This is a genomic window from Pseudomonas putida (assembly GCF_001941965.1).
In the GTDB taxonomy this organism is placed as follows: Bacteria; Pseudomonadota; Gammaproteobacteria; order Pseudomonadales; family Pseudomonadaceae; genus Aquipseudomonas; species Aquipseudomonas putida_L.
In genome coordinates, this window is record NZ_MKZO01000015.1 from 89,517 (window position 1) to 109,159 (window position 19,643).

At 61.8% G+C, this 19,643-nt stretch carries 20 protein-coding genes; 9 read left to right on the forward strand and 11 right to left on the reverse strand.

From position 1 onward, the window contains the following. Nucleotides 1–28 precede the first annotated feature (28 nt). Entirely contained in the window at nt 29–616 is a 588-nt protein-coding gene (locus PSEMO_RS10890; protein ID WP_075803080.1) for a PilZ domain-containing protein, read from the reverse strand. Between the two features lie 94 nt (nt 617–710). On the opposite strand from PSEMO_RS10890, the gene PSEMO_RS10895 reads away from it, so the two are divergent. From PSEMO_RS10895 to PSEMO_RS10905, 3 genes are all read left to right on the forward strand, one after another. Beyond that, nucleotides 711–1,961 (forward strand): lipoprotein-releasing ABC transporter permease subunit, encoded by a 1,251-nt coding sequence (locus PSEMO_RS10895; RefSeq protein WP_075803081.1) that lies wholly within the window; start codon nt 711–713, stop codon nt 1,959–1,961. A gap of 7 nt (nt 1,962–1,968) precedes the next feature. After that, nucleotides 1,969–2,652, forward strand: a complete 684-nt coding sequence (lolD, locus tag PSEMO_RS10900) for a lipoprotein-releasing ABC transporter ATP-binding protein LolD (protein WP_178391988.1) — start codon at nt 1,969–1,971, stop codon at nt 2,650–2,652. A gap of 80 nt (nt 2,653–2,732) precedes the next feature. Then, a complete protein-coding gene (locus tag PSEMO_RS10905) occupies nt 2,733–3,977 on the forward strand; it encodes a lipoprotein-releasing ABC transporter permease subunit (protein ID WP_075803083.1) in 1,245 nt (414 codons plus the stop codon). Nucleotides 3,978–3,983: 6 nt separating this feature from the next. On the opposite strand, the gene PSEMO_RS10910 is transcribed toward PSEMO_RS10905, so the two are convergent. Then, the gene (locus PSEMO_RS10910) at nt 3,984–5,327 is read right to left on the reverse strand and encodes a heavy metal sensor histidine kinase (protein ID WP_075803111.1); all 1,344 of its coding nucleotides are present in this window, start codon (nt 5,325–5,327) and stop codon (nt 3,984–3,986) included. Continuing rightward, nucleotides 5,324–6,004 (reverse strand): heavy metal response regulator transcription factor, encoded by a 681-nt coding sequence (locus PSEMO_RS10915; RefSeq protein WP_075803084.1) that lies wholly within the window; start codon nt 6,002–6,004, stop codon nt 5,324–5,326. Before PSEMO_RS10915 ends, PSEMO_RS10910 begins: the two co-directional genes overlap by 4 nt. A 149-nt stretch (nt 6,005–6,153) precedes the next feature. On the opposite strand from PSEMO_RS10915, the gene PSEMO_RS10920 reads away from it, so the two are divergent. Both PSEMO_RS10920 and queF read left to right on the forward strand, forming a co-directional pair. Next, nucleotides 6,154–6,639, forward strand: coding sequence for a cupredoxin domain-containing protein (locus tag PSEMO_RS10920; protein WP_075803085.1), 486 nt, complete (start codon nt 6,154–6,156; stop codon nt 6,637–6,639). A gap of 57 nt (nt 6,640–6,696) precedes the next feature. Then, the gene (queF, locus tag PSEMO_RS10925) at nt 6,697–7,527 is read left to right on the forward strand and encodes an NADPH-dependent 7-cyano-7-deazaguanine reductase QueF (RefSeq protein ID WP_075803086.1); all 831 of its coding nucleotides are present in this window, start codon (nt 6,697–6,699) and stop codon (nt 7,525–7,527) included. Nucleotides 7,528–7,670: 143 nt separating this feature from the next. Here the strand turns inward: queF and PSEMO_RS10930 are convergent, their stop codons facing one another. After that, complete coding sequence (locus tag PSEMO_RS10930; protein ID WP_075803087.1) at nt 7,671–7,934, reverse strand: DUF4404 family protein; 264 nt, start codon at nt 7,932–7,934, stop codon at nt 7,671–7,673. Nucleotides 7,935–8,044: 110 nt separating this feature from the next. Beyond that, entirely contained in the window at nt 8,045–8,629 is a 585-nt protein-coding gene (locus tag PSEMO_RS10935) for a phosphonoacetaldehyde phosphonohydrolase-related protein (protein WP_075803088.1), read from the reverse strand. 173 nt (nt 8,630–8,802) lie between these two features. On the opposite strand from PSEMO_RS10935, the gene PSEMO_RS10940 reads away from it, so the two are divergent. The 3 genes from PSEMO_RS10940 (at nt 8,803) to rssC (ending at nt 11,639) form a co-directional block, all read left to right on the forward strand. Beyond that, the gene (locus PSEMO_RS10940; RefSeq protein ID WP_075803089.1) at nt 8,803–9,507 is read left to right on the forward strand and encodes an MlaA family lipoprotein; all 705 of its coding nucleotides are present in this window, start codon (nt 8,803–8,805) and stop codon (nt 9,505–9,507) included. Nucleotides 9,508–9,975: 468 nt separating this feature from the next. Next, nucleotides 9,976–11,160: a two-component system response regulator RssB gene (gene rssB, locus PSEMO_RS10945; protein WP_075803090.1), complete on the forward strand. Its 1,185-nt coding sequence runs from the start codon at nt 9,976–9,978 to the stop codon at nt 11,158–11,160. After that, nucleotides 11,157–11,639: an anti-sigma factor antagonist RssC gene (rssC, locus tag PSEMO_RS10950; RefSeq protein WP_075803091.1), complete on the forward strand. Its 483-nt coding sequence runs from the start codon at nt 11,157–11,159 to the stop codon at nt 11,637–11,639. The genes rssB and rssC overlap by 4 nt, the downstream gene beginning before the upstream one ends. A gap of 102 nt (nt 11,640–11,741) precedes the next feature. Here rssC and PSEMO_RS10955 read toward each other — a convergent pair whose 3' ends face one another. The 3 genes from PSEMO_RS10955 to dusA all read right to left on the reverse strand — a co-directional run bounded on the left by PSEMO_RS10955 (nt 11,742) and on the right by dusA (nt 15,747). Next, nucleotides 11,742–13,637 (reverse strand): alkaline phosphatase D family protein, encoded by a 1,896-nt coding sequence (locus tag PSEMO_RS10955; protein WP_075803092.1) that lies wholly within the window; start codon nt 13,635–13,637, stop codon nt 11,742–11,744. Nucleotides 13,638–13,721: 84 nt separating this feature from the next. Then, nucleotides 13,722–14,648: a transaldolase gene (tal, locus tag PSEMO_RS10960; protein WP_075803093.1), complete on the reverse strand. Its 927-nt coding sequence runs from the start codon at nt 14,646–14,648 to the stop codon at nt 13,722–13,724. Between the two features lie 118 nt (nt 14,649–14,766). After that, a complete protein-coding gene (gene dusA / locus PSEMO_RS10965) occupies nt 14,767–15,747 on the reverse strand; it encodes a tRNA dihydrouridine(20/20a) synthase DusA (RefSeq protein WP_075803094.1) in 981 nt (326 codons plus the stop codon). A 142-nt stretch (nt 15,748–15,889) separates the two neighbouring features. Here dusA and PSEMO_RS10970 point away from each other — a divergent pair, with 142 nt between their 5' ends. Further along, on the forward strand, nt 15,890–16,981 hold the full coding sequence (locus tag PSEMO_RS10970; protein WP_075803095.1) for a tyrosine-type recombinase/integrase: 1,092 nt from the start codon (nt 15,890–15,892) through the stop codon (nt 16,979–16,981). A 691-nt stretch (nt 16,982–17,672) separates the two neighbouring features. Here PSEMO_RS10970 and PSEMO_RS10980 read toward each other — a convergent pair. From PSEMO_RS10980 to PSEMO_RS34245, 3 genes are all read right to left on the reverse strand, one after another. Continuing rightward, nucleotides 17,673–18,656: a hypothetical protein gene (locus PSEMO_RS10980; protein ID WP_075803097.1), complete on the reverse strand. Its 984-nt coding sequence runs from the start codon at nt 18,654–18,656 to the stop codon at nt 17,673–17,675. A gap of 57 nt (nt 18,657–18,713) precedes the next feature. Next, nucleotides 18,714–19,244: a type IV toxin-antitoxin system AbiEi family antitoxin gene (gene abiEi, locus PSEMO_RS10985; RefSeq protein WP_075803098.1), complete on the reverse strand. Its 531-nt coding sequence runs from the start codon at nt 19,242–19,244 to the stop codon at nt 18,714–18,716. A gap of 68 nt (nt 19,245–19,312) precedes the next feature. Further along, nucleotides 19,313–19,534, reverse strand: a complete 222-nt coding sequence (locus PSEMO_RS34245) for a helix-turn-helix domain-containing protein (RefSeq protein WP_075803099.1) — start codon at nt 19,532–19,534, stop codon at nt 19,313–19,315. Nucleotides 19,535–19,643: the final 109 nt, after the last annotated feature.

Genomic DNA, 19,643 nt, shown 5'->3' on the forward strand with positions numbered 1-19,643 from the left:
TTCAATGATAAAAACGGAGAACCGGGATTCAGGAGGCCGGCGGGTCAGTCTGTTCCAGGGCCTGGCGGCGTTGCTGTTGCTGCCGTTGCAGGATGTAGCGGGCCAGCAACTGGCGCTGGGCATCGCTCATGTCGGTGAATTCGGTGCCGATCTCGTAGCTGCCGTCGGCCTGTTTATCGCAATGGGTGACCTTGCCGCGCAGGAGCAGGCCGGAGGCGCGCGGCATCAGCACCATCTTCAGGGCGACGCGGCTGCCGGGGTCGAAGGCCGCGGCACTGTTGAACTCGACGCCGCCCTCGGACAGCTTCACCGGCTGCGGCGCGCCGACCTCGCCGATCAGGGTTTGCGCGAGCACCGCGCTGAGCAGGTCGATGCGTTTGTTCTGGGCCTTGAGGAAGGCGGCGAGGGTACGGTCCTTCTCGCTCAGCTGGCGCAGCAGGTGCTGGGATTCGAACTCGCTGAGGTGCAGTTCACTGAGCAGATTGAAGAGCGGTGAATCATCCTGCAACAAGTCTGTGCCAAGGGCGTCCGCCGCGCTCAGCGGGCTAATTTCCAGTGCGATCCTATCCTCGATACGGTAGTATTCGCGGCGATCTTCTTCATCTAATGTCGACATGGCGAACCCATGGTTACGGCGGTGGTCTGAGTGTAAATCCGCTGTCCTGACCCCGCCACAAGGACGTTCCTCTTTCATCCGAACAAGCCCCGACATGTTCAGACCTCTTTTCGTCTACATCGGCACGCGCTACACCCGTGCTAAGCGTCGCAACCACTTCGTCTCGTTCATTTCCCTGACCTCGATGATCGGCCTCGCCCTTGGCGTGGTGGTGATGATCGTGGTGCTCTCGGTCATGAACGGCTTCGACCACGAGATGCGTACCCGCGTCCTCGGCATGGTCCCTCACGCCACCCTCGAGACCGGGCAGCCGCTGGGCGACTGGCCGGCCCTTGCCGACAAAGTAAAGCAGAATCCCTCGGTGCTCGATGTCGCGCCCTTTACCCAGATGCAGGGCCTGCTGACCCACGACGGCAAGGTACAGAAGGTCCTGCTCAACGGTATTGACCCGGCGCAGGAGCGCAAGGTTTCGATTATCGGCGACTTCATCCAGCAGGGTCGCCTCGAGGACCTGGCGCCGGGCGATTTCGGCATCATGATCGGCGACAAGGCGGCGACCAAACTCGGCGTCGGCATCGGCGACAAGCTGACCTTCGTCGCCCCCGAGGTCACCGTGACCCCGGCCGGCATGTTCCCGCGCATGAAGCGCTTCACCGTGGTCGGCACTTTCCATGTCGGCGCCGGGGAAATCGACGGCTACCTGGGCCTGACCAATATCGCCGACCTGTCGCGCCTGCACCGCTGGAAGCCGGACCAGGTCCAGGGCCTGCGCCTGAAGTTCGACGACCTGTTCCAGGCCCCGCGCAATGCCTACAACATCGCTCGCCAGCTGGGCGACCAGGAGTTCTACGCCCGCGACTGGACCCGCAGCTACGGCAACCTGTACCAGGCGATCCGCATGGAAAAGGCGATGATCGGCCTGCTTCTGCTGCTGATCGTCGCGGTCGCGGCGTTCAACATCATTTCCACCCTGGTCATGGTGGTGAACGACAAGCGCGGCGATATCGCCATCCTGCGCACCCTGGGTTCCACGCCACGGCAGATCATGGCGATCTTCATGGTCCAGGGCACCATCATCGGTGTGCTCGGCACCGCCGTCGGCGCCGTGGTCGGCATCCTCGCGGCCCTGAACGTCAGCGCCGCCATCGCCGGTCTGGAAACCCTGATCGGCCACAAATTCCTCAACGCCGACGTCTACTTCATCGACTACCTGCCGTCCCGGATCATGGCCGAGGACGTGTGGATGGTCTGCGGCGCGGCGCTGGTCCTGAGTTTCCTCGCCACCCTGTATCCGGCCTGGCGTGCGGCACGCACCCAGCCTGCGGAGGCGCTTCGTTATGAGTGAGTTGGGCATGAGTGATAAAGCCGTACTGAGTTGCCGCAACCTGGGCAAATCCTATGAGGAAGGCCCGGAGTCGGTGCAGGTGCTGTCGAACCTGCAACTGGAACTGTTCCCCGGCGAGCGCGTGGCCATCGTCGGCAGCTCGGGTTCGGGCAAGAGTACCTTGCTCAACCTGCTGGGCGGCCTGGACACCCCGAGCCAGGGCAGCGTGTGGCTGGCCGGCGAGGAGCTGTCGGCCCTCGGCGAGCGTGCCCGCGGCCTGCTGCGCAACCGCGCGCTGGGCTTCGTCTACCAGTTCCACCACCTGCTGCCGGAGTTTACTGCCCTGGAGAACGTGTGCATGCCGCTGCTGATCGGCCGCACCGCGATCCCGGAAGCCCGCGAGCGTGCCGAGGCCCTGCTCAAGCGCGTCGGCCTCGGCCACCGCCTGAGTCACAAGCCGGCCGAGCTGTCCGGTGGCGAGCGCCAGCGCGTGGCGATCGCCCGGGCGCTGGTCAACCGTCCCGGCCTGGTGATGCTCGACGAGCCCACCGGCAACCTCGACCAGCACACCGCCCAGGGCATCCAGGACCTGATGCGCGAGCTGAGCACCTCGTCGCAGACCGCCTTCCTGGTGGTGACCCATGACCTCAACCTGGCCCGCCAGATGGACCGTGTGCTGCGCCTGGAAGAGGGGCGCCTGGTTTCAATCTGAAGCGTCGATCTGACTCGTGGCGGGCGCCCGTGCCATAGCCGGGCGCCCTGGTCGTTTTCCTTGCCTGGGTGCATCACTTCATGTTCAGACCCTTGTCCATTTTCATCGGCGCCCGCTACACCCGCGCCAAGCGCCGCAACCACTTCATCTCGTTCATCTCCATGACCTCGATGATCGGCCTGTCCCTGGGCGTGTTGGCGATGATCACCGTGCTCTCGGTGATGAACGGCTTCCAGCGCGAAATGAGCTCGCGCATCCTCGGCATGGTGCCCCACGCCATGATCGTCGGGGTCAAGCCCCTGGACGACTGGCAGCCGGTGGCCGCCGCCGCCCTGAAGAACCCCGAGGTGCTGGCTGCGGTGCCCTTCACCGAAATGGAGGGCATGCTCTCCTACAAGGGGTCGATGCAGCCGATCCAGATCAGCGGCATCGACCCGGCCCAGGAAGGCAAGGTCTCGATCGTCACCCAGCATATCGTCCAGGGCAGCCTGGAAGACCTGAAGCCCGGCGAGTTTGGCGTGGTCATCGGCGAGATCACCGCGCGGCGCTTCCGCCTGAATGTCGGTGACAAGCTGACCCTGATCGTCCCGGAGGTGAGCAACGAGCCGGGCGGCATCACCCCGCGCATGCAGCGCCTGAACGTGATCGGGATCTTCAAGGTCGGCGCCGAGCTGGACGGCTCCATGGCCATGATCCATGTGGCCGATGCCGCGCAGATGCAGCGCTGGGAGCCAAACCAGGTGCAGAGCGTGCGCCTGAAGATCAAGGACCTGTACGCCGCGCCGACGGTCTCCGGCGCCATCGCCGGCAGCCTCGGCGACGGCTACCGCGCCGATGACTGGACCCACACCCAGGGCAGCCTGTTCAGCGCGATGAAGATGGAAAAGACCATGATCGGCCTGTTGCTGCTGATGATCATCGCGGTGGCGGCGTTCAATATCATCGCCACCCTGATCATGGTGGTGAACGACAAGGGCGCGGATATCGCCATCCTGCGCACCATCGGCGCCACGCCGGGGCAGATCATGGGCACCTTCATGGTCCAGGGCTCGCTGATCGGTGTGGTCGGCACCTTGATCGGCGGCGTGCTGGGCGTGCTGCTGGCGCTCAATGTCAGTGATGTGGTGGGCTGGATCGAGCGGGTCAGCGGCCAGCATATCTTCACCTCCGACGTGTACTTCATCAGCTCGCTGCCGTCGGAACTGCAATGGGGCGATGTGGCGCTGATCTGTACCGCAGGCCTGGTGATGAGCTTCCTGGCTACCATCTACCCGGCCTGGCGTGCCTCGCAGGTCGAGCCGGCGATGGCCCTGCGTTACGAGTAAGCCCGATCAGGCGGTGGGCAGTTCGATGATGAATCGGGTCCAGCCCGCCGCCGATTCCGCACGGATGCTGCCGCCATGGGCGTGGACGATGGAGCGGGTGATCGCCAGGCCCAGGCCGGCATGCTCGCTGCTTCCGGCCCGGCGCGCCGGGTCGGCACGGTAGAAGCGGTCGAACAGGCGCGGCAACTGCGCCGCATCGATCGGCTCGCCGCGATTGGCCACTTCCAGGCGGATTTCCCCGCCGCTTTCCTCGATACCCACCCTGATCTCCCCGTTCGCCGGGGTGAAGCGCAGGGCGTTGTCCAGCAGGTTGGACAGTGCCCGCCGCAGCATATGGCGGTCACCGGCAAGGGTCGCTATGCCGCTGCGGCTCAAGCCGACGCCCGTCTCCTCGGCCAGCGCGCCGTAGTACTCCAGCAAGGCATCCACTTCCCCGTGCAGCGCCAGCGGCTCGCGATTGGGCATCAGCAGGCCGTGGTCGGCCTTGGCCAGGTAAAGCATGTCGTTGACCATCTGCGCCATCCATTGCAGCTCTTCCAGGTTGCCGTGCAGCGCCTCGCGGTACTCGTCGAGACTGCGCGGGCGGGTCAGGGTGACCTGGGTGTGGGTCAGCAGGTTGGACAGTGGTGTGCGCAGTTCATGGGCGATATCCGCCGAGAACGCCGAAAGCCGTTGGAAGGCGTCGTCCAGGCGTTCCAGCATGGCGTTCATGCTGGCGGCCAGTTCCGCCAGTTCCACGGGCATCTGTTCGACGGGCAGGCGCGTGGTCAGGGAGCGTGCGGACACGCCGGCGGCCACTTCGCCCATGCGCCGCAGCGGACGCAAGCCACTGCGCGCGGCCCAGGCACCGAGCAGCGCGGTAGCCAGGGCGCTGAGGCTGACGGTCAGCCAGATCAGGTGCTGCATACGCTGGAGGAAATGCTGGTGGTGGGTGATATCGAGGAACAGGGTCAGTTGTACGCCCGGCAGCGGCACTCCAAGAGCGCGATAGTCGGCATGTTCGGCGTGCAGGGTGCTCAGGCCCGGTTGGGCGCTGCTGTCCGGCAGGTTGTTGCGGCTGGCGAACCAGAGGCTGCCATCGGGGCCGCGCAGGCGCAGGGCAAGGTCGGTCTGGTGGGCCAGTTCGTCCTTCAGCTCGGCAAGGCGGGGTTCGAGGCTCGCCGGGCTGTCGACACCGTCGAGGAGGCGTTGCAGCACCGGCAGGCGGCTGCTCAGCAGTTGCTGGTCCAGCTCGACGAAATGCGCCTCGCTGGCGCGGCTGAAGAGAATCCCGGCGATCAGCGAGACTACGGCAGTGCAGGCGGCGAAGAGCAGGGCGAGGCGAACGCCGAGGGACAGGCGCGGCATCAGGCCTGGCGCTCTTCGAGGACGTAGCCCATGCCGCGCACGGTATGGATCAGCTTGTTGTCGTGGGCATCGTCGATCTTCAGGCGCAGGCGGCGGATTGCCACTTCGATGACATTGGTGTCGCTGTCGAAATTCATGTCCCAGACCTGCGAGGCGATCAGCGACTTGGGCAGCACCTCGCCCTGGCGGCGCAGCAGCAGTTCGAGCAGGGCGAACTCCTTGGCGGTCAGGTCCAGGCGCTGCCCGGCGCGTTCGACCCGGCGGCGGATCAGGTCGAGGCGCAGGTCGGCCAGACCCAGGGTGGTGTCCTGCGCCGGATTGCTGCCGCGACGCAGCAGGGTACGGACCCGGGCCAGCAGTTCGGAGAAGGCGAAGGGCTTGACCAGGTAATCGTCGGCGCCCAGTTCCAGGCCGTGGACCCGGTCCTCGACGGCATCGCGGGCAGTGAGGAAAAGCACCGGCACGCCGTTGCCGGACTCGCGCACTGCCTGGAGGATCTGCCAGCCGTCGCGGCCGGGCAGCATCACATCGAGGATCAGCAGGTCGTGGTCGCCGGTCAGTGCCATGAACTGGCCGGTCTCGCCGTCGCTGGCCAGTTCGGTACTGAACCCGGCTTCGCTGAGGCCCTGGCGCAGGTACTGGCCGGTCTTGGCCTGGTCTTCGACTATCAGCAGTTTCATGGGTTTCTCGGCTTGGGGTGACGCTAACGTTATACCTGTCCGGTGCGAGGGCAGGGCGAAGCTGACAAAGTTGTAATCTGTTTGTCAGGTCCGCGCCAGCGCGATCCTCGCACACTGGCGGCATGAATCGATCGCTACGAGGTACCCCGATGAAACTTGCACTCACAGCTGCTGTTCTTGCCTTGTTCAGCCTGCCGGTGATGGCTGCGCCAGACCACGGTTTCGCCTTCGGCCAGCCGGCAGCGGCGGCCAAGGCTACGCGCACGGTCGAAGTGACCCTGGGCGACATGTATTTCGAACCGCGCAGCCTTGACGTCAAGGCCGGTGAAACCGTGCGTTTCGTGGTGATCAACAAGGGCCAGGTGGCCCACGAGTTCAATCTCGGCGATGCCGCGATGCATGCGGCGCATCAGAAAGAGATGCTGGAAATGGCGCAGATGGACCATTCGAAGATGGGCCATGGCGGCATGGAGCATGGCATGCAGCACAACGACCCGAACATGGTCATGGTCCAGCCCGGCCAGCGTGGCGAGCTGACCTGGACCTTCAGCCAGTCCGCGCCCATCGAGTTCGCCTGCAACGTGCCCGGGCACTACCAGGCGGGCATGGTCGGCAAGCTGAATATCGCCCAGTGAGCCATCCATGGCTCAAACCCGATAAACTAGGGCAATTTCGTCCTTCAGGTTTGAGCCATGCACCCCGCTGCAGAACACTCCCCGCTGGGTAAATCCAGCGAATACGTCTCCACCTACACCCCGTCCCTGCTGTTCCCCATCCCGCGCCTGGCGAAATGGGCGGAGCTGGGCGTCAGCGGCGACAGCCTGCCGTGGCAGGGCGTCGATTTCTGGAACTGCTTCGAGCTGTCGTGGTTGTTGCCGTCGGGCAAGCCGGTGGTGGCCATCGGCGAGTTCGCCATTCCCGCCGACTCGCCGAACATCATCGAATCCAAGTCGTTCAAGCTTTATCTCAACTCGCTGAACCAGACGCCGTTCGGCTCGGTTTCGGAGCTTCAGGCCTGCCTGGTCAAAGACCTCAGTGCCGCTGCCGGCAAGCCGGTGGGCGTGCGTATTCGCAGCCTCGGTGAGGTGTCGGCGGAGGGGGTGGTGAGCCTGCCGGGGCAGTGCATCGACGAGCTCGACGTCAGTATCAGCAACTACGAGCAGCCGCAGCCGGAACTGCTGCGTTGCAACAAGGACAAGGTGGTCGACCAGGTGCTGCACAGCCATCTGCTGAAATCCAACTGCCCGGTCACCGGCCAGCCGGACTGGGGCAGCGTGGTGGTGGAGTATCGCGGGCCGGAACTGGATGCGGCGAGCCTGCTGACCTACCTGATCAGCTTCCGCCAGCATGCGGACTTCCATGAGCAGTGTGTGGAGCGAATCTGGCTGGACCTCAAGCGCTTGCTCGATCCGGAGCACCTGACGGTGTATGCGCGCTATGTGCGGCGGGGTGGGCTGGATATCAATCCGTACCGGAGCCTGGGTGCGGTCGAGGTGGATAACCGGCGGTTGGTGCGGCAGTAACAATTATCTTAAGAGCCCCGGGGACGCTGAGCCTCAAGCCTCAAGCCTCAAGCTTCAAGCTGCAAGAAAAAGCAGTCATCACACGGCCTGCTTTTTCTTGCAGCTTGAGGCTTGAGGCTCAGGGTCCGCGGGGCTCTTTTGGATTAGATTCCCATGCTCTGCAGGCTCTGCACGATATTGCGCAGCGTCGCCGTAAGCCCCGGATGGTCAACCTCGAAGCGTTCCACCGCCAGGTTCACCCCGTCCACCAGGTTGTTGTCCTGGGTCGCGGCCTCGAGCTTGATCTGGGCGTCGATCTGCTGCATCAGTTCATGCAGGTGGATGCGCTCTTCTTCAGAGAGCGGCGGGTCCTGCTCCAGTTGCTGGCGCAGGGTGTCGAGCTGGTGTTGCAGATCGCTGTTGGACATGGCGATTTCCCTTCTATCAATAGGCACAGCCATGGACCTTCAGCGCTGACGAAAGGTCCATGCGACGTTTGACAGATTAATCCACGGCGCCGCGAATTGCATGATCCCGATCAGGGCTTCTCGCCCTTGAGCCGGCGCTGGCTGATATCCGCCAGGCAGTCCTCCAGTTCCTGGAGGTGGTCGATCACCGAATGCACCCCCAGCCCGAACAACTGCAAGGTGGCCTTGCCACGCTTGTGTTCGCGCTGCTTGTCGTCCAGTGCCTGCCACTCGTCTTCCGGCAACCCGCACAACGGTCCGCAGGCCGCCAGGCCAATGGTCCACAGCCCGGCGTTGAGGCCGGCCTGGAGCAGGCGCGGCTCGCCGCTGATCAGCACGCAGCCATCGAGCTGGCCGGCTTCGATCTGCATCAGCGCCTTCCAGCAGGAATCGGGGGCGGGCCACGGCTTGGCGTCGCCGTGATGGATCGCCTGCAGCCAGGCGGGCAGGGCATGGCTGAGGCGCTTGCCATGATCCGGCGCGACATCGTCGAGCCAGGCGCAGGGCACCTCATGCCGACGCAGCCAGGCAAGCACATCGAGAGCGCCGGGGGTGGGCTGAACATCCCGGGCCGCCTCCTGGCTGCTCCCGCCGAAATCGACCAGGCAGCCACGGAGTCCGAACAACAGCGCAGTGAAGGCGGGGGCGTGAGGCATGGCAACATCCCTGAAATAGCGGGACGTTACCCGGTACGAGTGACGGTTTTGTGACGAACGGGTGAAGGCGGGCGCGTCAACTATTTGCGACGCGGGCTTCGCCAGGCTTTATACTTGCTCACTTTGGCGAGGAGCTTCACCGCTCCGTTCAGTGTTCATCCAGGAGAATTGCTATGCGTGGGATCGGTACGGGAGTGCTCGATCGTTTGTTCCGGGCCAGTGTCTGCGCCACCGCGCTGCTGGCGCCGCTTGCGGCCCAGGCGGCCACCGAGGAGGATCCTTGGGAAAGCATCAACCGGCCTATCTTCCGCTTCAACGACACGGTCGACACCTACGCGCTGAAACCCATCGCCCAGGGCTACCAGTACGTGACGCCGCAGTTCCTCCAGGACGGCGTGCACAACATCTTCCAGAACCTGGGTGACGTGACCAACCTCGCCAACAACATCCTCCAGCTCAAGCCCTACGCGGCGGGCGTGGACACGGCGCGGCTGATCGTCAACACCACCTTCGGTATCGGCGGCTTCTTCGACGTGGGTACCAGGATGGGCCTGCAACGCAACGACGAAGACTTCGGCCAGACCCTCGGCTACTGGGGCGTGGGCAGCGGTCCGTACGTGATGCTGCCGCTGCTCGGCCCGAGCACCGTGCGCGATGCCGTGGCCAAGTACCCGGACACCTACACCGAACCCTACCAGTACATCGACCACGTGCCGACCCGCAACACCATTCGTGCGGTCGACATCGTGGACATGCGTGCCAGCCTGCTGCAGGCGGAAAAGATGATCCGTGGCGACAAGTACACGTTCATCCGCAACGCCTACCTGCAGAACCGCGAGTTCAAGGTCAAGGATGGTCAGGTCGAAGACGACTTCTGATTATTGTTGCGAAATGCGTTGAACCAGGCTTCAAGCTCCAAGCCACAAGCTGCAAGAGAGTCCGCGGCGCTGCCACTGACTCGCTTTGCAGGTTGTGGCTTTTTTCTTTTGGATTTGCGGATTTTGCTGCGTACTTAAGGGCTGTGCGGGCTGCTTTTTCTTATGGCTTGGAGCTTGGAGCTTGAAGCGGGATCTCCCTCGAACCTTCCATTGAGTTGCGAGAAATGGGGTTTTTATAACTCCCGGTGATTTGCGTTGTGAAGAGCGCTGCGAGAGCGTCGCCACATGCTTGAAACGCCTGACGGATGGGAGTACCGTCTGCGCCTTACAGGGCACCTCTGTCTGTTGTCGGTCGGTTCTTTCCTACCCGCAACCCGGAAAAGCAGAGTGGCTAGAAGAGAATCCAGTACGTGAGCTCCAGCCTGTCGAGCCACCTACGCCAACCTATTTCTGGCGCCGTTTGCCCACATGCAGAAAACCAGTGCAACGCTGCTGATAATCGATGACGACGACGTGGTGCGCGAGAGTCTCGCCGCCTATCTGGAAGACAGCGGTTTCAGTGTCCTGCAGGCAAGCAATGGCCAGCAGGGTCTCGAAGTGTTCGAACAGGATCGGCCCGACCTTGTGATCTGCGATTTGCGCATGCCGCAAATGGGCGGGCTGGAGCTGATTCGCCAGGTCACCGAGCGCGCGCCCGACCTGCCGGTGATCGTGGTCTCCGGTGCCGGGGTGATGAACGATGCCGTCGAAGCCCTGCGCCTTGGTGCCGCCGATTACCTGATCAAGCCCCTGGAAGACCTCGCCGTTCTCGAGCATTCGGTTCATCGGGCCCTCGACCGTGCGCGCCTGATCCTGGAAAACCAGCGCTACCGGGAAAAGCTCGAAGCCGCCAACCGCGAACTCGAGGCCAGCCTGCACCTGCTGCAGGAAGACCAGACCGCCGGCCGCCAGGTGCAGATGAACATGCTCCCGGAAAGCCCATGGCACTGTGGCGGGTTCGCCTTCGAGCACCAGATCATTCCATCGCTGTACCTGTCCGGTGACTTTGCCGACTACTTCCGGGTCGACGATCGGCGTATCGCGTTCTACCTGGCGGACGTTTCCGGCCATGGCGCGTCGTCGGCGTTCGTCACGGTGCTGCTGAAGTTCATGACCACCCGCTTGCTCTTCGAATTCAAGCGCGCCGGTTCGCTGCGTGATTTCAAGCCTTCGGAAGTGCTTGGCCACATCAACCGCGGACTGATCAACTGCAAGCTGGGCAAGCACGTGACCATGGTCGGTGGTGTCATCGACGAAGACACGGGCCTGCTGACCTACTCCATCGGCGGCCACCTGCCGTTGCCGGTGCTGTTCACCCCGGGGCAGGGCCGTTACCTTGAAGGCCGTGGCCTGCCGGTCGGGCTGTTCGACGAGGCGACCTACCAGGACCACGTTCTGGAGTTGCCGGAAACCTTCAGCCTGACCCTGCTCTCCGACGGCATTCTTGACCTTTTGCCCGGTGAGACACTCAAAGATAAAGAAGCGGCCCTGCCTGAGATCATCAGGGACGCGGGTGGCAGCCTGGATGGCCTGCGCCGACGATTCGAATTGGCTACGCTTGGGGAGATGCCGGATGATATCGCCCTATTGGTGTTGAGCAGGAACCTTCAATGAGTACCGGTAGAATCCAGTTCGCCGAACAGAGCGGCACCTTTGTTCTGAAATTTGTCGGTGAAGTGCGCCTGACCCTGTGTTCGGCGCTGGATGCAACTATTGAAAAGATCTTCACCGCGCTGAATTTCTCGGCGATCGTCATCGATCTGACGGAAACCCAGAGCATCGACAGCACCACCCTCGGCCTGCTGGCCAAGCTGTCGATCCTGTCGCGGCAGAAGGTTGGCCTGCTGCCGACCGTGGTCACCACCCACGCCGACATCACCCGCCTGCTGCAATCGATGGGCTTCGACCAGGTGTTCAACATCGTCGACCGGCCGATCCCGTGTCCCGAGTGCCTGACCGACCTGCCGTCCCAGGACCAGGACGAAGAAGTGGTGCGCTCCAAGGTGCTGGAGGCGCACAAGATCCTGATGGGGTTGAACGACTCCAACCGGGAAGCCTTCCATGACCTGGTGAATGCGCTGGAGCGCAGCTAGATCTCCATTGCTTTTTAGTGCCTCATCGCTGGCAAGCCAGCTCCCACAGGTCCAGCGGTGCACGCGGTCACTGTGGGAGCTGGCTTGCCAGCGATGAGGCCCTCAGTCTCTCTTCAAAAACTCGGTAGCCTCCGCCCCCTCCGCATTCAGCTGATAAATCCTCTCCGGCTGCCCTGCCTCATTGAAAAACACCCGCCCCAGCCCCGCGCTGTTCCACAGCCGCTCCCCGGCCTCGCTATGACTGGGCACCCGCGGCACCACCTCCATCGAGCGTCGCCGGGTAAACCAGTTCAGCGGCGAGCGCGGTGAATACAGCCAGCGGTTCAACCGGTCGAACACCTCCAGCAAGCGCGCCGGAAAGCGGTTCTTGATCCCGCTGCTGGTGATCTGCCACAGATGCGGGCTGCTCTGGCGATGGCGAATCAGCACCTCGTAGACGAACGAATAGTGCACATCGCCCGAAAGGATCACGTAGTGCCCCGGGGTACGCGAGTGGCGGAAGATATTCAGGATTACCTGCGCCGCCCCGCGATGGGCCATCCAGTTTTCCGCGTCCACCAGCAGCGGATAGCCGCACCAGCTGAAGATCTTCTGCACCGTCTCGATCAGCTTCACGCCGAAGATCGGCGCGGGCGAGACGATGATCGCCGAGGGATGGTCGAGCAAGGCCTGTTGCAACTCGCTCAAGGCTTCCCAGTCGAGCAGCCCCGAGGGCCTGGCCAGGTTGCTTTCGCTGCGCCAGCGCCGGGTGCGGGTGTCCAGCACCAGCAAGGCGGGGCGGGTGGGCAGGACGAAATGCCATTGCTGGAAACGCAACAGGTCGTTGATCAACTCATCCTGCACCGGGCTGTCCAGATGGCCGTCGCCCCCGGCACTGGCGAACAGTCCCTGGCACTTGTGCAGCAGATCGGCAAACACCTCCGGGTTGTTGCCCCAGCCCTGGCACAGCAGGTAGGCGAGCAGGGCATTGCCGATGATCCGCCGCGAGAAGGGATGACCGTAGGCGGTTTCCTCCCATTGCGCCGAGAGGTTCCAGTCGTCGGTGACATCGTGGTCGTCGAAGATCATCAGGCTCGGCAGGTGCGCCAGGACCCGGGCGACATCGCCCAAGCCCTCGACGAAACCTTGCAGGCACGCTTCCTCGGTCCGGTAGCGCGCCTGGTGCTCGGCACTGAGGGCCGGCATCCGCGGCGCGATCAGCGTCCACGGCAGCGGCGACCAGACCAGCAGGTACATCGCCAGGGTTTCGGCGAAGGTCACCAGGTGGTTGTCCGCGTTGCTGCTGGTGAAGATCGGCTTGCGCACGCCGCCGAAGAAGCGTTCGCGCAGGGTTTCGTTGCTTTTCAGTGCCGGCAGCAGGTCGCCACGCTGGTAGTAGCTGGCGGGATGGTCGTACAGCTCGACACTGTCGCGGATCACCGCGCCGTCCAGGCATTCCTCGAACAGCCCGAGGCGCTGGATCAGGGCGTGGATGGCGCGCAGCATCGGCCCGGCGACATCGTCGGCGTAGATCTGGTCGCCGCTCATCATCAGCAGGGCCGGGCGCTCGATAGCCTCGTGGGGCTCGGCCAGCAGACGGTCGGCGCAGAGCAGGCCGTCGGCGGCAGGGTGATGGGGCTTGCGGCAGGAGCCGTGGAGCAACTGGTCCAGGCGCGAACGCACGACGAAGTCCGGGCGCGTTGCACCGGCATACAGCAGATGCGGCGCCCATTCGGCGATGCCCTGGCCGTCCAGCAGCAGGTCATAGCTGATCCGCGTATCGCACGGCAGCGGCGTATCCAGCGACACATCGATCAGATGGATAAACGCCTCGCGGCCCACCGGCAGGACCTGGCAACGCGTATCGTCCAGCGCCAGCCTCAGCGGCTCGGGCGTATCGAGGTGCAGTTCGGCGCTCAGCGGCCGCGAAGCGACCAGCCAGAGCACCACGCGACGGTCTTCCAGGCGGCGCAGCAGCGGCCCGGCGAGTACCAGCGGCAAGGAAGGGGAATCGGACATCAGGACGGGAAATCGTCTGCCAGTAGTTGCGGAAGAGGCGGGACTTTCCGCGCTGTCGCGACTACTGGCAAACCGATATTTGTATCAAGCTTTTGCGGAGAGCAGGGCTTCGAGCTTTTCCTGGTCACGGGCGAACTGGCGAATGCCCTCGGCCAGCTTCTCGGTGGCCATGGCATCTTCGTTGGATGCCCAGCGGAACTGGCTCTCGTTCAGGCTCAGGCGCGGCTCACCGGTGGCGCCCGGCTTCAGCTTGCGTTCCAGGCTGCCCTGGTCGTCGCTCAGCTGTTGCAGCAGCTCGGGGCTGATGGTCAGGCGGTCGCAGCCGGCCAGTTGCTCGATCTGCCCGATATTGCGGAAGCTGGCGCCCATGACCACGGTGTCGTAGCCATTGGCCTTGTAGTAGTTGTAGATGCGGGTCACCGACTGCACGCCCGGATCCTCTGCACCGACGTATTCCTTGCCGGTGGTCTTCTTGTACCAGTCGTAGATCCGGCCTACGAACGGCGAGATCAGGAACACCCCGGCATCGGCGCAGGCGGCGGCCTGGGCGAAGGAGAAAAGCAGGGTCAGGTTGGTCTGGATGCCTTCCTTCTCCAGCACCTCGGCGGCGCGGATGCCTTCCCAGGTCGAAGCCAGCTTGATCAGCACGCGGTCACGGCCGACGCCGGCCTGGTCGTACAGCTCGATCAGCTTGCGCGCCTTGGCCAGCAGGGCCGGCTGGTCAAAGGATAGGCGGGCGTCGACCTCGGTGGAGATACGTCCCGGAATGACTTTCAGGATCCCGCTGCCCACGGACACGGCGAAGGCATCGCAGGCCAGGTCGACATCGCCCTTGCTGCCACGGATCGCCTGATCCAGCAGATCGGCGTAGCCGGGCATGGCGGCGGCCTTGAGCAGCAGGGAAGGGTTGGTGGTGGCATCGACCGGCTTGAGGCGGCTGATCGCGTCGATATCGCCGGTATCGGCAACGACCGTGGTGAACTGCTTGAGTTGTTCCAGCTTGGAAGTCATGAGCGTGCTCTGTCCTGTGCGGTGCGACGACATTACCCGAGCGCCGCCAGCGGCTCAAGGGCCGGGCCGGCGGGGTTTCGGGAGGTAAGTCTTCGAGTGCGGACGCGCCCGTGGGTTCCTAGTGGCCTTTTAGCAACTCGGCGGCCTGGTCGAGCAATCCAAGTGGATCGTTGGTCTTGTGTACATCCACCGAAAGCAGCTGGCGGAAGCGCCGGGCGCCCTTGAAACCCTGGGCCAGGCCGAGGACATGACGGGTCACATGGTGCATCGCCCCGCCGGCGGCCAGGTGCGCGGCGATGTAAGGCTTGAGTTGCTCCAGCGCTTCGGCGCGGGTGATCACCGGGGCCGTGCTGCCGAACAGCTGCTGGTCGACTTCGGCCAGCAGGTAGGGATTGTGATACGCCTCGCGACCGAGCATCACGCCGTCAAAGGTCTTCAGGTGCTCGTGGCACTCGTCGAGGGTCTTGATGCCGCCGTTGAGGATGATCTCCAGATCCGGGAAATCCTGCTTCAACTGGGCGGCGATGTCATAGCGCAGCGGCGGAATCTCGCGGTTTTCCTTGGGCGACAGGCCTTCGAGAATGGCGATCCGCGCATGTACGGTGAAGCTGCGGCAGCCGGCATCGCGCACCTGGCCGACGAAATCGCATAGCTCGGCGTAGCTGTCGCGGCCGTTGATGCCGATGCGGTGCTTGACCGTCACCGGAATCTCCACGGCGTCGATCATCGCCTTCACGCAATCGGCCACCAGCGCCGGATGGCCCATCAGGCAGGCGCCGATCATATTGTTCTGCACCCGGTCGCTGGGGCAGCCGACGTTCAGGTTCACCTCGTTGTAGCCGGCCACCTCGGCCAGCCTGGCGCAGGCCGCCAGGTCCGCCGGTACGCTGCCACCCAGTTGCAGGGCCAGCGGGTATTCGGCGGCGTCATGCCCGAGGAAGCGCGCGGCATCGCCGTGGAGCAGGGCGCCGGTGGTGACCATCTCGGTGTAGAGCAGGGCATGGCGGGAGAGCAGGCGCAGGAAGAACCTGCAGCGGCGATCGGTCCAGTCCATCATCGGCGCAACGGAAAATTTGCGCGACATAACTTGTTGATTCATAAGGGTATTTTGCAATTCAAATTAGGTGATTTTACCGTGATTTGTGCAACCGGTGCACACGGGGTGCACACGAGGGGCTTGAACGGTATAAGTATCGTCCATAATATGTCGGCAAGAATTTGCACACGGGGTGCACACGGACATGGCGACATTTACACGACTTCCCTCGGGCAAGACCCGCGCTCAGGTCAGGATCGGGGGATTCTACAGGGCGCAGACCTTTGATCTCGAAAAAACCGCTAAGAAGTGGGCGAAGGAAATCGAGCAGCAGCTCAAGCTCTCTGGAACTGGTGAGTACATCGATCCGCCAAAAGACGCCAATCTAGAGGACTTGATTGTCCGGTACGAAGAAGATGTTGGAGGGGTAAAGCCGTTCGGCAAAAACAAGGCCGCTGTGCTGAAGTCGTTCAAACGCAAGATCGGTCATGTGAAGCTGAGATCTCTGTCAGAGGCCATCGTCCGTGATTTCGTCGACAGACGCGTAAAGGATGGTGCTGGCGGAGTGACAATCAGCATCGACCTGGCCTACCTCAGGACTGTCTTGAGTTGGGCTCGCTATGTGCGCAAGCTGAACGTTAACCCGGATATCACTGTTGATGTTAAAAGATCATTGAAGCAGAGGGGGTTGAAGGTTCGATCAGCAGAGCGTACGAGAGTCGCTTCACCTGGAGAGATCGAGAGGCTGGCTGAGCACTATAGAAAAATGCAGCGCGCTGAGATCAACATGATTGCCGTGATGGAATTCGCAGCCCTTACGTCGCTGAGGCAAGAGGAAATTTGTGAGCTTGAGATTGACGATATCGATCTAGATCGTCGCACGATGTTAGTGAGAGACAGAAAGCACCCCACCGACAAGAAGGGCAATCACAGCGTAGTTCCGATCCTTGACGACTTTGTCGAGCCCATTCTCAAGGCCGCAGGTGGAAGAAAGCGAGGCAAGCTCTTCCCTTACAACCATCGCTCAGTGAGTGCTTCGTTTACCAGGGCTTGCCAGGCCCTTGGCATTGAGGATTTGCGTTTTCATGACCTCAGGCATACAGCGACGACAGATCTGTTTGCCCGCGAGCTTGATATCGAATCTGTAGCGCTTTTCACAGGCCATAAGGATTGGAAGACCTTGCGTCGGTATACGCACATCAATCCCGAGTCAGTCCACCTCCAGGAGCGGAGGAAAGCTCTTCGCCGCGCAAGCGAGGATCGTTCACAAAGCGGCTCGGATGTGAGTTCGGTCTGATTTGGCTTGCGCGAGACTGTCGAAATAGCCTTTAACGTCTGCTTTCGAGTAAAGGGGCTCGTTTCCAAAGAGGATAGAGTCGGGCCCTTTCGCTCGTTTCCTCCACGATTCCAGCGTCGACTTTTTAACGCCAGCGAGCATCGCAACCTGAGTTTCTGTCAGATAACCAAGGGACTCAGCAAGCCTCGCACGCTCCCGCTCTGCAGCAGCATCATCGATAGCTAGCTCAAACTCTTCGACCTTCACGCACGCATTCATCTCTCTTTGCCTAGGTTTTTCGGGCGACACCGCGCTGCCCGCGTCTCTGGCAATCAATATGTTGGCAAATCGAATTCCTGGCAATACCGCTCGTCGGAAATATTTGAGCAGCTCGTTGACAAATTGGCAATTTTCTGAAAGTACACTCGGTGTACTAATGCAGCCCCGCGCGCCTGAAAAACGTGAAATCCCCAGCAAAACCGGGGCATCGGCCTTGATTTAGATCTGAGCCTGTGCGTTAATAATTGACATAATATGTCGGCAGGGGCGAGAGATGAGTACGTTTAAAAATCTGTGTCGCAACGCATTCAATCTGCTGATCGTCCTGTACATCCTGTCGATTTGGCTCTAGCCGCGACCAACGCTGAGCCCCGGCTTGAGCCGCCCAGCGGGTGTTTGGGAACAAAGCTGTTTGGGGCTGGAGCTGGTGGGGCTACTTGGCTTTCTTGGCTTCGATGTCTTTCAGCCGCTTTATCTCTCGCGGGAGTGTGAGCTGGTCGTAGATTTCGCGGACGGCTGCCAGCTCTGCTTTCGCCGACAGCAGATGGTACCGGGGGGAGTTGTGATGCTCTAACGGCAGATCGGGCTCGCCGAGCTCAATGTAGCGTTTCCGATCGCTCTTGAGGAATTTCAGATGACCTTCTAAACGCGTGACTTCTGACCTGGCTTCGATCTGGTCTACGCCTCCCAGCTCCTTCACCAGCCGTTTGAAGTGAGCCAAAACGTCTCGGTATATCTTGCTTGCCCGATCATGGATTTCCACGCCCTTGAGCTTGGATTCCAGATCTGTGATCGAGCTGTCCAAATCTTGTTTGCGCTTGGCGTAGTCCGCTTCAACCTGAGCCACCGTCCGTGCAGGGCGGCCCATCGATCTCGGGTTCTCTTCGTTAATAATGGCTTTCGCTAAAGCTAGGCGGGCTATGCCGTAGTTTTCTGCCAAGCCCCGATCTAGATTTTCGAGAGGGGTCTTTGATGGCCTGCCAATTTTTGGCGCTGACTCGATCCTCTGGGATATCGACTCAGGTGTTGATATCTCCTCTCCCTGCTCGACCTCAAGGGCATTCAGCTCCTCAAGCTCGCGAGTGAATTCAGCAACCATTTCGACGTAGGCTTGTTCATCCGACTTTGCAATCTTTCCAACGCGCAGATGGACTTCCGGGGCTTTCTGAAACGCGAACACGTCATGCACTGCGGGAAGCTGCGCAAGCTGCTTAGAGAGAGAGGCTTTTGTCTCGCCACCCTTTGAGATGAGCATCCCCAGGCTGAGGCGCTGGGACAGCGCGTTTGCGCGCAAAATCTGTGTGTGCGGGTCTTCTACCGCTAGGGGCTCGGCCAGACGATAACCGCACTCATCCAAATTAGCCTTGAGCCTGGCTAACTGGTTTCTTCTGAGTTCTATGTCGGATGGCTTTGGCATGTTCAAACCCTGGATGCAAATATCGGGGATAATATTGCATGCGGACGCTGATGACTATCAGGGACGCTCGGACTCGGGCACAACAAGGTCGAGATTGCGCTTGTAGCGCTGCAGGTCAGCGAGGGCCTTTTCGGGGGACGCTTCCCACACCTGACGGTCTTCATTCCTGGTGATGTGGCCATGCCAGGAATCGGGGTCTTCCTCAGTGTGCACAAAGTCGATATCACCCAGTAGCGTGCTGTAGCGATAACTTCTGCCTGTCGTGACGAAGGTTAAGCAGAAAGGCAACTGGCTGATCCATCCATGCTCACTGAGCACTGACTCGCAGCTCAGGTAGCAGAGGTCGGTTGGACGTAGAAAATTGGTTAAGCGAAACAGCCCGGCTGCAGGCGGTCGTAGGAAGGGATTGGCATATAGCTTGGGGGCGAGGCGCTCAATCAGCCCGGCCCGAACATGTCTGGTCATCGCAACGCGAAAGTAGGCCTTGTCCGGATACCCCGCAAACCCGACCAAGGTGGATTCAGGCACACACCAGACGCCAGCTGCGGCCAGGGTTTTGCACGACTCCATCAGCAGCTTTCGATTCATCACATACCCTCATTTTACTCGACAAAAAACTATCATTTTTGATAATAAATTGTCGAGCTCAGGGCGGATCATTGGGAGCCAGACCCAGGCACCACTCTTTGAAACGAACGGCGGTAGTACTGCTGGCATTCCTTCAACGAGTACCGAATGTCGCGATTGTGTCCCCGGAAGTAGCCCAAATTCGGATTCCTGGTGCGCCAGGTCTTAAGCGTGTTCAGGCTCACACCCAAGACCTCTGCAGCTTCGCTGGCGGTGATCAAGTCATTCGGAATTCGCTCGTACATGCCCATCTTTTCGCTCTCTTTTCTGTTGTGTCGTCAACCGACCCGCACAAGGCTAAGAGCAAACAATATCCCTGTAAACCGTCGGGGGAATAATCAACTAAGTGTACTAATACCC

Excerpts from the sequence above, each read along its gene's own strand:
- PSEMO_RS10890 (WP_075803080.1), bottom strand. The coding sequence starts at position 616 with ATGTCGACATTAGATGAAGAAGATCGCCGCGAATACTACCGTATCGAG.
- PSEMO_RS10895 (WP_075803081.1), top strand. The coding sequence starts at position 711 with ATGTTCAGACCTCTTTTCGTCTACATCGGCACGCGCTACACCCGTGCT.
- lolD (WP_178391988.1), top strand. The coding sequence starts at position 1,969 with ATGAGTGATAAAGCCGTACTGAGTTGCCGCAACCTGGGCAAATCCTAT.
- PSEMO_RS10905 (WP_075803083.1), top strand. The coding sequence starts at position 2,733 with ATGTTCAGACCCTTGTCCATTTTCATCGGCGCCCGCTACACCCGCGCC.
- PSEMO_RS10915 (WP_075803084.1), bottom strand. The coding sequence starts at position 6,004 with ATGAAACTGCTGATAGTCGAAGACCAGGCCAAGACCGGCCAGTACCTG.
- PSEMO_RS10920 (WP_075803085.1), top strand. The coding sequence starts at position 6,154 with ATGAAACTTGCACTCACAGCTGCTGTTCTTGCCTTGTTCAGCCTGCCG.
- queF (WP_075803086.1), top strand. The coding sequence starts at position 6,697 with ATGCACCCCGCTGCAGAACACTCCCCGCTGGGTAAATCCAGCGAATAC.
- PSEMO_RS10930 (WP_075803087.1), bottom strand. The coding sequence starts at position 7,934 with ATGTCCAACAGCGATCTGCAACACCAGCTCGACACCCTGCGCCAGCAA.
- PSEMO_RS10935 (WP_075803088.1), bottom strand. The coding sequence starts at position 8,629 with ATGCCTCACGCCCCCGCCTTCACTGCGCTGTTGTTCGGACTCCGTGGC.
- PSEMO_RS10940 (WP_075803089.1), top strand. The coding sequence starts at position 8,803 with ATGCGTGGGATCGGTACGGGAGTGCTCGATCGTTTGTTCCGGGCCAGT.
- rssB (WP_075803090.1), top strand. The coding sequence starts at position 9,976 with ATGCAGAAAACCAGTGCAACGCTGCTGATAATCGATGACGACGACGTG.
- rssC (WP_075803091.1), top strand. The coding sequence starts at position 11,157 with ATGAGTACCGGTAGAATCCAGTTCGCCGAACAGAGCGGCACCTTTGTT.
- PSEMO_RS10955 (WP_075803092.1), bottom strand. The coding sequence starts at position 13,637 with ATGTCCGATTCCCCTTCCTTGCCGCTGGTACTCGCCGGGCCGCTGCTG.
- tal (WP_075803093.1), bottom strand. The coding sequence starts at position 14,648 with ATGACTTCCAAGCTGGAACAACTCAAGCAGTTCACCACGGTCGTTGCC.
- dusA (WP_075803094.1), bottom strand. The coding sequence starts at position 15,747 with ATGAATCAACAAGTTATGTCGCGCAAATTTTCCGTTGCGCCGATGATG.
- PSEMO_RS10970 (WP_075803095.1), top strand. The coding sequence starts at position 15,890 with ATGGCGACATTTACACGACTTCCCTCGGGCAAGACCCGCGCTCAGGTC.
- PSEMO_RS10980 (WP_075803097.1), bottom strand. The coding sequence starts at position 18,656 with ATGCCAAAGCCATCCGACATAGAACTCAGAAGAAACCAGTTAGCCAGG.
- abiEi (WP_075803098.1), bottom strand. The coding sequence starts at position 19,244 with ATGAATCGAAAGCTGCTGATGGAGTCGTGCAAAACCCTGGCCGCAGCT.
- PSEMO_RS34245 (WP_075803099.1), bottom strand. The coding sequence starts at position 19,534 with ATGGGCATGTACGAGCGAATTCCGAATGACTTGATCACCGCCAGCGAA.